13 protein-coding genes are annotated in these 14,722 nt (G+C 64.3%); 5 read left to right on the plus strand and 8 right to left on the minus strand.

Features of this window, described 5'->3' with window-relative positions; genetic code table 11:
• Nucleotides 1-57: 57 nt before the first annotated feature.
• Nucleotides 58-1,386, plus strand: a complete 1,329-nt coding sequence (locus PLANPX_RS10385) for a sugar porter family MFS transporter (RefSeq protein WP_152098666.1) — start codon at nt 58-60, stop codon at nt 1,384-1,386.
• Between the two features lie 264 nt (nt 1,387-1,650).
• On the opposite strand, the gene PLANPX_RS10390 is transcribed toward PLANPX_RS10385, so the two are convergent.
• The 3 genes from PLANPX_RS10390 to PLANPX_RS10400 form a co-directional block, all read right to left on the minus strand.
• Nucleotides 1,651-2,364: a class I SAM-dependent methyltransferase gene (locus tag PLANPX_RS10390; RefSeq protein ID WP_172991968.1), complete on the minus strand. Its 714-nt coding sequence runs from the start codon at nt 2,362-2,364 to the stop codon at nt 1,651-1,653.
• Between the two features lie 214 nt (nt 2,365-2,578).
• On the minus strand, nt 2,579-2,791 hold the full coding sequence (locus PLANPX_RS10395) for a hypothetical protein (RefSeq protein WP_152098668.1): 213 nt from the start codon (nt 2,789-2,791) through the stop codon (nt 2,579-2,581).
• 215 nt (nt 2,792-3,006) lie between these two features.
• Nucleotides 3,007-3,903, minus strand: coding sequence for a sulfotransferase domain-containing protein (locus PLANPX_RS10400; RefSeq protein WP_152098669.1), 897 nt, complete (start codon nt 3,901-3,903; stop codon nt 3,007-3,009).
• 347 nt (nt 3,904-4,250) lie between these two features.
• Between PLANPX_RS10400 and PLANPX_RS10405 the strand changes: the two genes are divergently transcribed.
• Nucleotides 4,251-4,457 carry a hypothetical protein gene (locus PLANPX_RS10405; protein ID WP_152098670.1) on the plus strand — a complete coding sequence of 69 codons (207 nt, stop codon included), beginning with the start codon at nt 4,251-4,253 and terminating at the stop codon, nt 4,455-4,457.
• A 30-nt stretch (nt 4,458-4,487) separates the two neighbouring features.
• Here PLANPX_RS10405 and PLANPX_RS10410 read toward each other — a convergent pair whose 3' ends face one another.
• Complete coding sequence (locus tag PLANPX_RS10410; protein WP_152098671.1) at nt 4,488-5,810, minus strand: sulfatase; 1,323 nt, start codon at nt 5,808-5,810, stop codon at nt 4,488-4,490.
• 216 nt (nt 5,811-6,026) lie between these two features.
• Between PLANPX_RS10410 and PLANPX_RS10415 the strand changes: the two genes are divergently transcribed.
• A complete protein-coding gene (locus tag PLANPX_RS10415; protein ID WP_152098672.1) occupies nt 6,027-6,785 on the plus strand; it encodes a hypothetical protein in 759 nt (252 codons plus the stop codon).
• Here PLANPX_RS10415 and PLANPX_RS10420 read toward each other — a convergent pair.
• The gene (locus PLANPX_RS10420; protein WP_152098673.1) at nt 6,776-7,648 is read right to left on the minus strand and encodes a hypothetical protein; all 873 of its coding nucleotides are present in this window, start codon (nt 7,646-7,648) and stop codon (nt 6,776-6,778) included. The genes PLANPX_RS10415 and PLANPX_RS10420 overlap by 10 nt on opposite strands.
• Before the next feature lie 15 nt (nt 7,649-7,663).
• Nucleotides 7,664-8,380, minus strand: coding sequence for a PTS sugar transporter subunit IIA (locus tag PLANPX_RS10425; protein ID WP_152098674.1), 717 nt, complete (start codon nt 8,378-8,380; stop codon nt 7,664-7,666).
• Nucleotides 8,381-8,587: 207 nt separating this feature from the next.
• Here PLANPX_RS10425 and PLANPX_RS10430 point away from each other — a divergent pair, with 207 nt between their 5' ends.
• Nucleotides 8,588-9,877, plus strand: a complete 1,290-nt coding sequence (locus PLANPX_RS10430; protein WP_152098675.1) for a hypothetical protein — start codon at nt 8,588-8,590, stop codon at nt 9,875-9,877.
• Between the two features lie 176 nt (nt 9,878-10,053).
• Here PLANPX_RS10430 and PLANPX_RS10435 read toward each other — a convergent pair whose 3' ends face one another.
• Nucleotides 10,054-10,731 carry a PEP-CTERM sorting domain-containing protein gene (locus PLANPX_RS10435; protein WP_152098676.1) on the minus strand — a complete coding sequence of 226 codons (678 nt, stop codon included), beginning with the start codon at nt 10,729-10,731 and terminating at the stop codon, nt 10,054-10,056.
• 315 nt (nt 10,732-11,046) lie between these two features.
• A complete protein-coding gene (locus PLANPX_RS10440) occupies nt 11,047-12,615 on the minus strand; it encodes an SH3 domain-containing protein (protein WP_152098677.1) in 1,569 nt (522 codons plus the stop codon).
• 227 nt (nt 12,616-12,842) lie between these two features.
• On the opposite strand from PLANPX_RS10440, the gene PLANPX_RS10445 reads away from it, so the two are divergent.
• The gene (locus PLANPX_RS10445; protein WP_152098678.1) at nt 12,843-14,708 is read left to right on the plus strand and encodes a serine/threonine protein kinase; all 1,866 of its coding nucleotides are present in this window, start codon (nt 12,843-12,845) and stop codon (nt 14,706-14,708) included.
• The last annotated feature ends 14 nt before the right edge of the window (nt 14,709-14,722 follow it).

Below are 14,722 nucleotides of genomic sequence, written 5' to 3' on the forward strand. Positions count from 1 at the left end.
AAATAATGGCATAGGTTACGGGCTTTCTGCGACTCTTTTCCTCACGCGAAGCCCGCCATGTCGTTGCGTCTTTTCCTCTGGTCGCTCACTGCGGCGTTTGCCGGTTTCTTGTTCGGTTTCGACACCGTCGTCATGTCGGGCGCCGAGAAGCCGATTCAAGATCTGTGGCAACTCAGCCCGCAGTTGCACGGCATCGCCATTGGTTCGGCGCTGTGGGGAACCGTCATTGGCTCGGTGGTGGGACAGTGGCCGACCGACCGCTATGGTCGGCGGGCGACGCTGATTTGGGTCGGCGTCCTGTTTATCGTATCGGCCGTGTGGTCGGGACTCGCGCCCGACGTGTACTCGTTGATGATCGCTCGCTTTCTGGGCGGGCTGGGCATCGGCATCTCAACGGTGACGGCGCCGCTATACATCGCGGAGATTTCGCCGCCGGCGGCGCGTGGGCGGCTGACGGCGCTGTTTCAGTTCAATATCGTGCTCGGCATCGTGATCGCCTACGCCTCGAACGCGGCCCTCGCGTGGATCGGCGACGATGCGTGGCGGTGGATGCTCGGCGTCGCGGCGATTCCGTCCGTCATTTACACGATTCTTGCCTTCGCGGTGCCGGAGAGCCCGAGGTGGCTGATCGGCTTGCGGGGGCAACGCGACGCGGGGCTCAAGGTCCTACGGATGATTCGCCCCGAGGCGAGCGATACGGAACTCGCGCATGTCGCCGACGAGATTGAGCAATCGCGGGCGGAGGAATCGTCGACCGCGGGCTTCTGGTCGTGGCGGTTGCGAACGCCGATCATGCTGGCGTTTCTTGTGGCGTTCTTCAACCAGATGTCAGGGGTCAACGCGATCCTCTACTTCGCACCGCGCATCTTCGGGCTCGCTGGGTACGAGGACCAGGCGGCCCGCTTGACTTCCATCGGCGTTGGCGTGACGAACTTGATTTTCACGTTCGTCGGGCTGTGGCTGATCGATCGGCTTGGCCGGCGGACGCTGCTGTTCATCGGCTCGCTCGGTTACATCGGGTCGCTAGGTCTCTGCTCGTGGGGCTTTTACTCGGGCAACTCGACGATCGTGCCGGCGTGCGTCTTTGCATTCATCGCCGCGCATGCCATCGGGCAGGGGACCGTCATTTGGGTGCTGATCGCCGAGGTCTTCCCGAACCAATTCCGCGCGGCGGGGCAGTCGCTTGGCAGCTTCACCCACTGGATTTTCGCGGCGCTGGTGGCGACCTTCTTCCCGGTGGCGGTCGATGCGTTCGTGCCGGGAACGATCTTCGCGTTCTTCACCGGGATGATGGTGCTGCAACTTGCCTGGGTCGTCTGGCTGGTGCCGGAGACGAAGGGGGTGCCGCTGGAAGAGATGTCGCGGCGGTTGGGGATTGAGGGGTAGGGTCGAGGCAAAATTGGCTCTTGAGGTTCCCATCCCCTTGATGGGAGCAATGAGCACGGTCGCCAGTGGCGACCGTGCGCAGGCGGTAGTCAGTGCGAAGCACCGGGTTAGGGAGGGGTGAGAGGAGCGGGTACCAGGGTTCCACCCCCTCCCCAGCCCTCCCCTCAAGGGGGAGGGAGCCAGAGGGTCCAATGGAATTTGGGTGGCGTTGCGAGGCGGTTGCGTCGAGCGTGATGGAGGCCGACCCCCGGGCGGAGCCCGGGGCTATTTGATCGCTTCGACGACTAGCAGCGTTTCGTCGCGCGTTTCGAGGCCGCGGAGCGCTTCGACGGTACTTTCCTTGCGGACGGCGTCGCGGATTGTTTCGAATCCCGCTTCACACAGGCGGCGGTGGAGTTCTTCGCGATCGTAGAGCCATTTGTGCTCCCATTCGCGGAACGCGATGTTGATATTCTCGGCACGCGTCTGAATGTGTTCGTAGCCGTACTTTTTCATCCACGGCAGCCGCCAGTCGTTCTCGGCGTATTGTCGGACGACGTCGGCGAGGTCGGGCATGCCGATGCGGAGGATGCCGCCCGGCTTGAGCATCCGGCGGCACTCTCGCGACAGAGCAAGTCCCTCTTCGACGGTGAGATGCTCCATGAAGTGTTCATGGAAAATGTATTCGACCGTGCCGTCGTGGATTGGCAGCGAATGGCGGAGGTCCCACGAGACGTCGACGATCTCAGACATAGGATCGCGGTCGACGTTGACCCATCCGGGGAAGTGAACCTTGCCGCAGCCAATGTGGAGGCGGTAGGGCGCCTGGAACTTTTTGAGGGCTTGGCAGGCGGCGCGGAAGTCGCGGTCGTAGTCGGTTTCCGGCGCGGCGGGTTGATTGAGCGGCGTCAGCGCGACGGCAGCAGGCGGCACTGGCGAGCGCATTGGTTGCGGGCGGCGATCGCGACGGAATTGGCGGAGAACAGATTTGAGCGACATCGCGGCGCCTTTCGACGGCATGGACGGTGACGACAGGCGAGCCAACGCCTGCGGAGCGCCCGGAAGTAGAGGAGTTCGCCGTGTGCGAGTCAATGTCGATCGAGCTGCCTAGTTTCGCTATCCTCTCCGAAGTCTTGCGGCGAGCGGGAAAACGTAAAGACGCCGCGGTTCCTCCTGAACCGGCGGCGCCTTTGCCCCTAGCGGACGCGCTTGCTCAAGGCGCGTCGTGCTCCTCGCACTTATAGACCATGCCGTCGCCGACGGCTTGATAGACGCCTCGTCCGCGGACGAGGAGATGGCGGCCGTTGGCGAGCGTGACGATCGTCGACCGTCCGCGGCGCGGGCCGTGGATGCGAAGTTGAACGGAATTGCCTTGCTCGTCGAAGGCATTGATCCATTCGCCTTGTTTGATTGCGGACGAACCCATCTCAGTGACTCCCTGGAAACGAGAAACTGATTTGCCATGTCCGCTTAGGGGAAATGCACGCCGCGTGCCAAGAATTGGCCCATTACGGATGGAATACTCCATCCTGGACGGTATAAACGGACCGCCGGGGTGGTTGATTGCCGACCGGGGCGTTCGATTGGCGATCAGTGGCGGAAAACTCGACAGCCCGGGCAGTGTCAATTTGACGCCGCCGATTAGGCGGCGGCCCGGCGGACGGCAAGCGAACGCTCGACGAAGCGAGGCGGCTGGGGCAGCATTTCCGCGAGCTGGCGGTTTGATTCGCGGTAGAAGTCTTCCAAGAACGCCCTTGAATGCGGCGGCATTTGCGACGCCGACTTCCCGACGAAGACGTCGGCCAAGTTTGCCTGCGACCAATCCCAGGCCGGCATGCCGAGGAACTCAAGCACGCGGTTGAGGGTCTCCGTGCGGTTGAGCTTGAGATCTTCGCTATCGAGCACCAAGAGCTGCGAAGACGAAAACGCGTCGACATAGCGCCGCAGTTGTTGAGCGTACAGCCCCAAGTAGAGCAGGCTGCACGTCAGATGTTGGTTGCGGCTCATGAACTCCGCTTCGCGGCGAATGGCGAAGTCGAAGTCTTCGAACTCTTCATCGAGCCGCGGGAACTCATTTACCAGCTGATCGGGCGCGTACCGCTCGCGATGCAGGCGATGGTAGAAATCGGGATCGTACTCGAGTTGCTGGCGATACATCCGCCAGGAGGAGTACGCCCGCTCCACCGGATCGCGGAGCGTGACGATGAGCTTTACCTTGGGGAACGACTCGCGAATGCGCCCGCACGCCACCGGCGCGGCGAGGTATTGCGGCGAGGCCTCGAATCGGAGCTTGCCGTGGGCCTGCTTTTCGTCCCAGTTGGAGAAGTACCAATCCATCCCCTTGGCGTACATGAAGTCGCTGCCGAAGAAGTCGAGCTCCTTCTCGCGCGACGGCGCCATGCGGGGGTGCTGGGCAAGATAGCTAAACAGCGCCGAGGTGCCAGCTTTCTGGGCCCCGATGATCAGGACGGTGGGCAATCGTTTCGCGTTGTAATAGCGAAAGGTCGCTCCACGCCATGCTGCGCTAAGTTTGCTCATCCGTGACCAGCGTCTCGAGGCGTCTGAAATGGCGATTCGCCTTCCTGGCGTAGTTGCCTAGACAGTTTCCATCGTCATGCGCAACGACGTGCGCCAAAATCTTTCTAAAGAATTGCGTTTCCCCGAAACATCCGGCCAAAGAATCGGCCTATCCCTGACAGATTGCGGAAAAGTAATTCGCTAGCGTGGTCTCGCCAATAGGGATTTCCACCACCACGCGTCATTGCTGGCGATAAAAGAGGCCGCTTTCGTGCGGCGGCGTCCGAGCGAAGTCTTTAACACGCCGTAGTTGGCGCAGTTTCGCGCCAACTGTTGGAAAAAAAGAGGGTGGCGCGTATAGTGCTCCCATGAACTGGAACGACTTGCCCAATTTCGCGCTCCTCCTCCTCGCAGGGGGCGTTGCCAACTACATTTACGCCGAGCCGATTGCCCGAGTTTTTCATCGGCTTGTGCCGGGGCATTGGGACAGCGAACCTGAGTGCCAACGGACCTGCGGGCGAATGCTGAGCGCAGCGGGCGGGCTGCTGTTTGCCGTGACGTTTGTTACTGGCTAGGTGGCGTATACCGGTCGGTAATGACGGCGGCTATTCGACTGCCGTGGCGGGCTGCTCGCCATTCCACCAGGCGTCGAGTTTCGTGCTCAGCTGCTTGACCACGTCGGGGTGGTCAGCCGCCAGGTTTTGCTCTTCGCTTGGATCGAGTTGCAGGTTGTAGAGTTCGATCTTGGCGTCCGGCTCGTTTTGCGGCGCCGGGACGATTAGCTTCCAATGGCCGGAGATGATCCAGCGGTAGCGCAAGCTCACAGCGGGATTCTTGAGGTCGAGGATGTCGTGGGTGAAGCATTCGCCCTGCAGCGACGTGCGGGCGTCGCGGGGTTTTTTGTCGAGCAGGTTGATGCCCGGCATCGCCGCGGTCGGCTTGGCGCCGGCGGCGGCTAGCAGCGTAGGGGCCAAATCGAGCGAGATGGCGAGATCGTCGCTTTGTTCCGGTGCGATGTGGCCGGGCCAGCGCAGGATGATGGGGGTTCGCAGGCCGCCGTCGTACGGCGACTGTTTGGATTTTGCCGCGGCGGCGCCGGTTTCGGGATTAGTGATCCAGCCATTGTCGGCGACGTAGACCACGATCGTGTCGTCGCTGAGCCCTTGCTCGTCGAGGTGCGAGAGCAAGCTGCCGACCGTTTCGTCGAACCATTCGACCATCGCCCAATATTTGGCCACCTGCTTCGACGGCGCGATGGCGCGATACTTCTTCAGGAGCCGTTCCGGTGGCGTGTGCGGCAGGTGCGGCATCATCGGCGCATACCAGACGAAGAATGGCTGGTCTTTCTCGCGGGCGTCGGCGATGAACTCGTAGATCGGCTCCATTGTCTTGCGGCCGATCGAGAGGCCCTCGTCGCCATGCCGGCTGCCGTGCGTCATGCCGGCGGTGAATCCACCCCGCTTGTAGTTGCCTTGCCACCACTTGCCGGTTTGTAGCGAGACGTAGCCGAGGTCGCCCAGTTGTCGGGGCAGCGTGGGAACGGCTTCCAGCAGGCGATTCATTTCCTCGCGGCCAGTTTCGAATTCCGGCGTCTGATGGAACTGAGCCATCGGCAGAGCCGCTTTGTTCGGCGGATCGTTGCCGGTGATGCCGTGCTGATGCGGGTAGAGGCCGGTCACCACCGACGCGAGGCTGGGGCAGCAGAGGCTCGAGGGGACGTATCCGCGCGGGAACGCGAGCCCCTCGGCAGCGAGGCGGTCGATGTTTGGCGTGTGAACATGGCGGCTGCCCATGAAGGAGTAGTCGGACCAGGCGTGATCGTCGGAGACGATCATCACGATGTTGGGGCGACTAGGTGGAGCGGCGGCAGATAGCGCTGGCGGGCAGATGGCCGCGGCGATCGTGAGCAGAAGGAAGATGCGGAGCATGGTGTTTTTGGGATGAAGAGCGGGACGCAAATTGCTGAGCGTGCGTTTCGCAGATTGTATGCCGAAATGGCGGCGGCCGCACGGTGCGGGGAGCGCGAAGTGCGGGGGCGGAAACGGCAGTCGTTTGGTGGTTTATTCTTGAGTGTGATCAAATGTTCATGTACGATGGAGGCGGCAAGCTAAGTCCGAATTGAAGTCGGTTAGATGAGGTGGGGTGTGCTGAACGAAATCCCGGCAGAGCAATTGCGCGGCGTCATCGACGCGGTGGCTCAAGAGATTTTGGCCGAAGCGGAGGTGACGCAGCCGCCGGTCGATTGCCTGCTCGTCGCCGAGCGACTGGGTCTCATCGTGGCCCGCGATCAGCCGCTGCCGAATCAAGCGGTCCAGCCGCGGGCACGGTTTGTGAAGCTATCGGCGGGCGGGGCGCCGGCGGCCGATGCGATCTTTCTGGCCGAGGAGCCGCGGCGTGAACGGCGACATTGGGCCGTAGCGCACGAAATTGGCGAGAGCCGCGCGTTTCGCGTGTTCGCTGAGTTGGGCGTTGATCCCGCGGAGGCCCCGCCGGCGGCGCGGGAAGCAGTGGCCAACGCGCTCGCGGGTGCGCTGTTGTTGCCTCGCGAGTGGTTCGTCCGCGACGGGGCTCGCGTCGATTGGGACTTATTTGAACTCAAGGCGATCTACGCGACGGCGAGCCACGAGCTGATCGCGCGGCGGATGTTGGAAGCGCCGCCGTCAGTGATCGTGACGCTCGCGGACCAGGGGCGATGCGTTTGGCGTCGCAGCAGTGGCGGCCATCGACCGCCGCCGCTCACGCCGCCCGAGCGCGACGCCTGGACCGCCGCGCATCAGCAAGGGCAGCCGGTGCAGTGCGAGCGAGCAGAGTTGCCGGAGGGGATCGTCGACGTGCGGGCCTGGCCGATCCACGAAGAGGGTTGGAAACGCGAAATCATCCGCACGGAGTTGGCTCAGTGGTGAGCCGGCCAATCCGCGGCGGCGAGCCGTTCGAGTTCGTTGACGAGCTGCGTGAGTTGGTAGGGCTTCGCCAGGAGGGCGGCGCCGCCGGCGTTTTGTACGGCTGCGAGATATTCGACGCGTGGGAAGTCAAGCAGGGCGATGACGGGCGCCGCGGCGTTTGCGGTGTGGATCGAATCGGCGAAGGCGCGGAGGGACGCGAGTTCGCTGTCGGCGAGTTGGCCGCCGTCCCAGATCGCGGCGTCGAACGTTACGGCGGGGGCGTGTTCGAGTTGGCGTCCGCGCGGGCGCCATTCGCACTGCCATCCGAACGGGGCGAGGATGGTTGCGAGCGTTTCAAAGACGGCGAAGTCGGGCGCGTCGACGGCGAGCGAACGTGACGCATCCCCGCGAGCATGGGAGCGAGCGGTGGCCATTACGTTGAGTGGCGTTTGCTGCCCGCTGCGAGGATCGTCGAGCGGCTCCGACCAGGCGGGCGTGCGGCCAGCGTCGGCCGTCTCAATTGTTGCCCGCCACCAGGGGGCGAATTCGTACCAGTAAAGGCGAATCACACCGTCGGGCGGACGCCCGGTGCGGAGTTCGCCTTCGCACCAGGAGCCAGCGATGCAGATGATCCGCGTGAGCGGCGCAAGGATGCGTAGCGTTTCGATCGCTGGCTGGTGATTGTCGCCGGGCGTCGGTTGAGCCAGCAGGATGACTTCCGCTGCAAGCGCGACGGCGTCATTGGCGCTGAGTTGCTTGAGCAACGCGCTCAGCGTGGCGGCTGTCGGCCACTCGCGCATTGGATCGAGTTCCGCTTGCAGCGAGGCGAATTCGCCGCGATCCCAAGGGCCGACGGCGACGAGCGATGGAGGGGAGGGGGGCATGCGCGGGCGAACAGCTTAACCAGTGATCTCGGCGTCGCGCTCTAGAAACAACTCGCGAGCGGCGTGTGCATCGGAGGCGCTGCGAAGCGTCGCCGTCCAGTCGCGGTCGTTGACGATGCGACTCACGCGGGCGAGCGTGCGGAGATATTCGTGATCGCTCGTGGCGGCGATCAAAATAAAGATGTCGGTAAGGCCGCTGCCGCTCGGTCCGCCGCCGAAGGGGATGCCGCCGCTGGTGATGCCGAGTGCGATCACCGCTTCGCCCAGAATCGACGACTGCGGCCGCCGCGGGTGGAGCAGGGCGATGCCGTTTTCGAGCGCGGTCGGCGCCATCGATTCGCGTTGCGATACCGCTTCAGCCATCCGCTCGACGTCCCACAGGCGACCCGACGCGGCGGCGAGTTCGCACATGCTGCTGATGACGCTAGTGCGCGTCCGCGCGGCAAGCGGCACGGCGACGGTTTCTGGCAGTAGCAGCTCGCCAAGGTCGATGACGCTGGCGCCATGCGAATCGTCGCGGCGGAGTCGGCTTTCCATGGCGGCGAGTTCTTCGTCGCCGGAAAGGCCCATTCGCTCTTCGAGCCACTGGCTCACTTCGGGCCGAGTGAATTTCCACTGCCCGCCGATGCGCCGCCCCGGCAGCTTGCCGCGTTCGGCCAACCGGGTGACCTGCGCCGGCATCATGTGAAGGTATGCCGCCAGGCTCGCGATGTCGAAAGAGTCGTCGGCCATGGGGGCTCAGGGGGGCTTGGCGCCATGGGTAGGCAGGTGCGGGATGGGGAATCTTCAATTTTCGGCGGGGGGGCGGGCGGCGTCCAGTCTGATCTTGTTGCTTCTGCGGCGTTTGTTGACAATCTGGCCGCTCTTTCCGGACTCTTCGGGCCATAACGGCGTCGACGAGCCCATTCCCGGCGTAGCCCGGCATGTTGGACGATCGCGATGGAACCCCAATCGACAACCTGGCGCCAACTCGCCACCCGCTGGGTGATCGCGGCGGCGGCGGTGGGGTGGATGACGGCGATCGCCTGCGGCGTGTGGTACGAAGTGGCGCGGCGCCGGCAGGCGAACTTTGCGGAGCAACTGGCCGCACGAATCGTCGCCGCTGAGGCGAGGCCTTCACGGGCGGTTGTGGCCGAACTGACGCTGCTCGACGTCGCCGGCGTTGAACCGCTCGTGCGTCTCGCCTCGCTGCAGCGCCGAGATGTGGCAATCGCGGCCCGTGGCGCGGTGAATCAACTGCTGCAGTCGTGGGAACTTGAAGCAACCGAGTCGGGCGACGTGCGACGGTTTGCCGAACGCACGACGGCGCTCTCCGCCGCGCTGGAGCGGCATGCGGCGGAGTTCGGTCCTGAAACGCAGCGCTGGGCGAACGGTTTGGCCGAGCGATTGGTAACGCACAGCGATCAGTTCGCGCCGGCGGATTCTTGGGAGATTCTGGCGAACTGCGACCGCGTGCTGAGCCGGCCGCTGCAACCGCGCGAAGCGCGGCCGGCGCCCATCGTAGCCGTGGCCGAGCCGCTGGTGCCGTCGACCCCGCCGGCTAAGCCATTGGCCGCAGCAGTTCGCCCGCAAGCGAGTACGCCGGCGAGATCAAACGGCGATCAGCAGACTCGCGCCAACGACGGCCCGAAGGGCGATTTGAGCGTGCTGGGGCCGGTGACTTCGTCGGGATCGTCGTTCAATCTTCAACAGCAGTTCGGCAATACGTTGCGATCAGCTCTTCAGTTTGCCGGTGAGCATTCAGGCGCCGCGCAGCGAAGCGATCAACCGGTGCGTGTGACTCCAATGGGACCGGTGATCGACGTACCGTCGCCGCAAGAGGCGCGGTTGCAATCGCGACGATCGCGAACGCAGCCGCCGACAGCACCAGCAGTTGACGCCCATGTGGTGAAACTCGACGCGCGACCGGATGCGAGCGACCAAAGCGTAACGGCAATAGGCCCGCGCGGACGCGACACGGTGGCGGAGCTGACGAAGCAAATCAACGCATTGCCGCCCGGCGAACGGCTTGCCAGTTTGGAGCGGGCCTCGCAACTTCCGCCAGCTGAAGCGAGACGATTGCTGCGAAATTTCGTCGCCGACGGTGAGCCGCAAGTTCGGCTACAGGCGCTGACGATGCTCGCCACGGCGGGCGATCCGCAGCTGATGGAACTCGCCCGCGAGCGAGCGGTGGAAGATGCAGATCCGCGGGTGTCGGCGTTTGCGTCGGAGTTGCTGCGGAAACGGTAGCGGGCCGCTGCAGCATTCCTCGCCCCGGGCTTCGCCCGGGGGTTGCATCACGTCGGATGAAGTCTGCCGGAATAGTTGCCTACCCCCGGGCGGAGCCCGGGGCTAAAAAAAGGGCGGCGCCAATTGGTGACTGGCGCCGCCCAGTGCGTTGCGTTTCAGAAACCCTGCCCGTACGTCTAGCCGCGGTGCCGGCGGGCGGCGATGACGCCTACCATGCCGAGCGCAGCGATCCCCAGCGTTGCCGGTTCGGGGACGCCGACGATTTGCATGTTGCCGAACGGTCCCACGTCGGTCGACCAGACGTTGACGCCCGTGGTTTCGAAACCGAACTGGATGTGGCGCGTCGGGTCGTTGATGGTGTTCAGCGTGACGCTGAAGTCGCCAGTCGCCGACAGCGCAACGGTGGCTGCGACGTTCGAAGAATAGTTCGGAGCAAAGTCCTTGATGAAGGCGACCGTCGAGTGGGCGCTGGTAAACGTGTTGCTAAGGACCTTGCCGACGAACGTGACGCTCTGACCGGAGAGCGTGCCCGTCTGCTCGACGTACATGCTGGCGGCCATGTTCTTGTTGCCGGGAGCACCGGGCCCGCCGCCCCCTTGGTACCAGAAGGTCGCGGGGTCGTTCACCGAGTTTGGTTTGAGCGTGAGCACTGGGCCGGCAAAGGTCGCGACCAAGTCAGCAGGCGCCCAGCTGCTGCCGAACACGTACGCGCCGCCGTTCGAGGGTAATTCGGATACGTTCATGTAGCCGTTCCAGCTGGCGCTGGGATCGACCGTGACGGTCGCGGCCCGCGTGCACTGCGCGACGCTGATCGCGATGCACGCGATGAGCGAAGCTGCCAACATTCGTTTCATGAGTCGTTTCTCCAGAGTTGGCGCCGCGGAACCACGAGGAGGTTGGCAGGGCAGCGCGCGCCACGGCGTCGCGTGCTGCTAGGTATTCCGGCGCATTGGATGCGCTGGTGAGAATGCCGCCGAACGAACAGGAAGTGACAAGAACTGGTACTGCTCTCAGCTCCGAGCCAACGCCCGAAGTTGAGAAACAGTTACGAAACAGTTTGTGCCGCCATTATGCAGCCGAGCGGATGGCGATGTCAACTATTTTTTCCGGTTTTGTCGGTTGGGAGGGGACGCGAATCCAGCGAGCGGCGGCGGAAGGAGGGGGAGGGCTTAGCGAATCATCCGCTCTTCGAGGGGGGTAATGCGGCTGGCGGTGACGTGGGCTCGGCGATACTCGGGCATGAAGCCGCGGTTGCCGAGCACGCCAATCCGCTTGCCGACGTACGACTGGAGATTCACGTCGGGCGACGCGGTGACGAAGGTGACGACGTCGCCGTGGTCGTCGACGAGGGCAAACCGCGGGGCTTGGGCCCGTTTCGAGACGACTGGCTTGAGCGTGCCGACGGCGTCATATTTGGCGTCGGTGGCGGCGAGTTCCGTCGCACCCGGAGCGGCGCCGGGAGTGGGGGTGATCGAGGTATCGGCGCCGAGGTCGCTGCGGATGCGCGCCAGCACTTCGCTCGACTGGCCCGTCATGCCTTGGGGCGTTTGCGCTGCGGCGCCGTTTGTGGTCGGCGGCAGCGGCGGGCTGGCGGCCAGGGCGCTGGGCGTTGCCGGCAGGCCGGCGTTGCGGTAGCGAGTTTGTACGTTTTCAAACGTGGCGATGCGGTCGAGCAGGTCGCGCAGCTGGTCGCGTAGTTCCGGCGTGTCGCCTTGCGCCAGCAGCGCGGCCGCCTCTTCGCGCAAGCCGCCGAGCTGCCAGGCCGTTGGCGGCTGAACGACGATTTGCGACAGGCGGAGCTGCATCTCAACGACGCGCGAATCGAACGGACCAGTCGGCGCCGAGAGCCCTTCGAAGCGGATGCGAGGTTGCTTGGTGGCGAGCGGCTCGAGCCCCGTGTGAGAAATTAAGCCCGGGGCGACCGGCGCCGTGGCCGGAAGTTGCGCCGCGGCGGGCGAGCCGGGGACGATTTGGACTTCATCGGCCGCTTTGGCGAGGCCCGCGGCGCTAGCGGTCGGCGTCGAGGCGCCGACCGCGTTGGGATGCCATGAGGGGTTGGCTGGTAGCGGCGACGGAGCGCCGTTGTTGCCGAGCGCCGCGTCGAGATGGGCGAAGGGATTGGCGCCGGGCGTCGTTTCTGCCTCGCTGTATTGTGCTTGCTCGATCGTCGACGCACCGCCGGAGCTTTTCCAAGCGGCGTTGCCGCCCGCCCCTTCGGTGGGCGGCGACTTCGAGAGCCGGCGGGCCGCGATCCAGCGGAACTCGCCCGCGGGGGGCGCGATTTTCACAAACGGTTGCCCCGGCGTTGGTTGCTCAGTGAGCTGCACCATCTCGCGATGTTCAAGCTGCACCTGCACGGCGCTGCGGTCGTTGCTGAGCGACGTGCCGACGCGGGCCGGCACTTGCGGCGCGATCACCTCGGCGGTGCGGCTATCGAGAATGCGGAGCTGATGAGCAGGCGCCAGGCTGAAGCTCCCCTCGACGGGGCGAATCGCACACCAGCCGTCGCCGTCGTGGCGGTAGACCTCCACGGCGTAGCCAGCTTTCAGTTGGCTCGTCGGGTAAAAATCGCCGCCTGGTCCACTGCGGACGTAGGTGTCGTCCTGCGTCACGTAGGCGATGTACGGAAAGCCATCGGCAGCCAGCGCTGGTTGCACGCACGCGGCGACGAACGCGACGAGGCTCGCGAGTCCGAGTGGAAGTAGGTTGGTCGGTTTCGGACGCGTCGAGAGAAGCATGGCGTGCTCCGTGGCAATGGCATGGCGCGTCCCGGAGGGAACGTCGCCAGCTGTCATAAGCGGTTGCGCCGAGGCTTATAGGAAAATGGGAAGTTGGGCTCAAGATCGGAAGGGCCGGGCGCCGAGGGAGGCCCTTGCTAGCTGGTCGCCCAAGCCAACGTTAAGATGGGGGAACGTCCCTTTTCTGCGCATCGCTTGCTGCGCCAGGGCCGAGGCGAGGCGCCATCATGCAGATTGAACAACTCGGTCCCTATCGCATCGGCCGCAAGATCGGCAAAGGGGGGATGGGCTCGGTCTACGAGGCGGTCGACGAGAAGAGCGGGCAGCGGGTGGCGGTGAAGGCGCTCGCCCCGCAGCTAGCGATGGCCGAGGGTTTTCGCGAGCGCTTTGAAGCGGAAATCGAGTCGCTCAAGAAGCTGCAGCACGAAGGAATCGTCCGGCTGCTCGGCTACGGCGAGCACGAGGGGATCCTGTTCTACTCGATGGAGTTGGTCGACGGGCCGAGCCTGGAGCAGGAAATCAACGCGGGGCGGCGATTCGATTGGAACGAGACGCTTGGCATTGCGGTGCAGATTTGCCGGGCGCTGAAGCATGCTCACGATCATGGCGTCGTCCATCGCGACATCAAGCCAGCGAACTTGCTGCTCACGCCTGATGGCAAAGTAAAAATCGCCGACTTTGGCATCGCACGGCTGTTTGGTTCAACCCAGCTGACGACCGCGGGCGGTGTGCTCGGCACGGCCGACTACATGTCGCCGGAGCAAGCCGACGGCCGGCCGATCACCGAAAAGTGCGATCAGTACTCGCTCGGTTGTGTGATGTTTGCGTTGCTTGCCGGGCGGCCGCCGTTCCGGGCGAAGACGATGCCGGAGATGCTGCAACTGCAACGCTTCGCCGAACCGGAGCCAGTGCGCCGCTTCGCGCCGCAGACGCCGGAAGATCTTGATCGCTTGATCCGGCAATTGCTGAGCAAAGAGCCGAGCGAGCGCTTTCCAAATGTGCAGGTGCTCGGCCGGCATATGGAAGCGATGCAGCGGGCGCTCTCGCGACCGCCAAAGCCGCAGGCTCCGCCGACGGCAAGCGGCAAGCCAAATCAAACGCTGAGCGATACGCGGCTTGATGCGACTGCCGTGTTCAACGCCGACGCAACGCTCGCGCCCGAAGACATGTTGCTCGTGCCGCGCGACACGACCGACAGCGGCGTCTACAACGCGCCGACGCTCGCCGATGACGGACAGTTGGAACTAGAGCCGCCGGTTCATTCTGGTTCACCGCAGTCGCCGTCGATCTCGGCGCCGGCCGGTCCGAAGACGGTGACGCCGCCGAAGACGAGCCGATTCACAACTGTCGACGAAGAGGCAGAGCGGCTGCGACGCGAAGAACCGTCGCAGCTGTGGCCGCTCGTGGGGCAGGCGGCGGGAATCCTGGGCGCGTTGGCGGCGCTCATCATGCTGGGTTGGTGGATGACGCGGCCCGCGACGGCTGATGCACTTTACGAATCGATCGAAACCTACGTCGACGACAACGGCGACGATGATTTGAAGCCGGTCGAGAAACGCATCGATGAGTTTCTCACACGCTTCCCTGACGATCCGCGGATTGCGGATTTGCAGCCGTATGCTGATGAACTGGAGCTGCAGCGGATGGAGCGCAAGCTGCGTTTCCAGAGCCGGCGCAGCGGGCAGGGGGATGCGCACCCGATCGCTGAGCTGTTCAGCGAAGCGAACGCGCTCCGCGAAACGAATCCCGAACGGGCGGCGGCGATACTGCAAGACACGCTCACCCTCTACCCGGCTAGCGGACCCGCGGCGGCCGGTTTGAGCGAAGAGATGCGGCAATACCTGACGCTGGCCGAGCGCGAACTGGCGAAACTCCGCAACACAATCGCGCGGCAAGCGAAAGAGCAGATGCCGATGCTGCGAGATCGACTGATGGCGGCGGAGCGGCTCGAAGCGAAAGACCCGGTGCAAGCTCGCGCGATGTACGAGGCGCTAATCGACTTATACGGCGACCAAGCGTGGGCGTCGGAACTGATCGACGAAGCGCGACAGCGGATGGCGGCGCTGCCGGCGGCAAACGCCGCAAGTAACTAACGAAGACAATTTCT

It is taken from the genome of Lacipirellula parvula (genome assembly GCF_009177095.1).
In the GTDB taxonomy this organism is placed as follows: Bacteria; Planctomycetota; Planctomycetia; order Pirellulales; family Lacipirellulaceae; genus Lacipirellula; species Lacipirellula parvula.